Genomic DNA, 695 nt, shown 5'->3' with positions numbered 1-695 from the left:
GCCATCCGGGCATGGAACATCGCGAAGACCTTGTCTGAGGAACATGACGTCCGGCTTCTGAGCATGACGAAGGCAGTAGCCCTTGACGAGGTCGTTGAGGTCGGGGTCATCTCTCACCATCGTCCGAATTCTGTCGTCGAGCACGAGGAATGGGCCGACGTCATCATCGTTCAGGGGCACGCTCTGGCTCTCTTTCCCAGCCTGGAGACGTCGCGAAAGATCCTGGTGGTCGATGTGTACGACCCTCTGCACCTGGAGCAGCTCGAACAAGGCAAGGGGCAATCTCTCAAAGTCTGGAACAAACAGGTGACCGAGGCAACGGATGCCTTGAACCACCAGCTGCTCCTCGGAGATTTCTTCCTCTGTGCAAGCGAGAGGCAGCGACACTTCTGGCTTGGCCAGCTCTCGGCTTTGGGCCGTGTCAACCCGTACACGTATTCACGAGACAACGATCTTGACTCACTGATTGCCGAGGCACCATTCGGTATTCCTTCCGAGGATCCCGTGCATCAACGACCTTCCCTCAGGGGAGTGGTCCCGGGCATCAACGAGGGCGACAAGGTGATTATTTGGGGCGGAGGCATCTACAACTGGTTTGACCCCGACACGCTGATCCGCGCTGTTGCCCAGCTCACGGCTGCACATCCGAACATCAGGCTCTTCTTCATGGGCGTCAAACATCCCAATCCCGCTGT

The 695-nt window shown here is 57.7% G+C and carries 1 pseudogene; it reads left to right on the top strand.

From position 1 onward, the window contains the following. Window positions 1–63 precede the first annotated feature (63 nt). Window positions 64–695, top strand: a pseudogene (locus tag JF66_RS20925) (glycosyl transferase); the annotation flags it as partial.

The organism is Cryobacterium sp. MLB-32 (assembly GCF_000738085.1).
Classification (GTDB): Bacteria; Actinomycetota; Actinomycetes; order Actinomycetales; family Microbacteriaceae; genus Cryobacterium.
The sequence above is the reverse complement of the archived record's forward strand: the minus strand, read 5'-3'. Positions and strand labels throughout refer to the sequence as shown.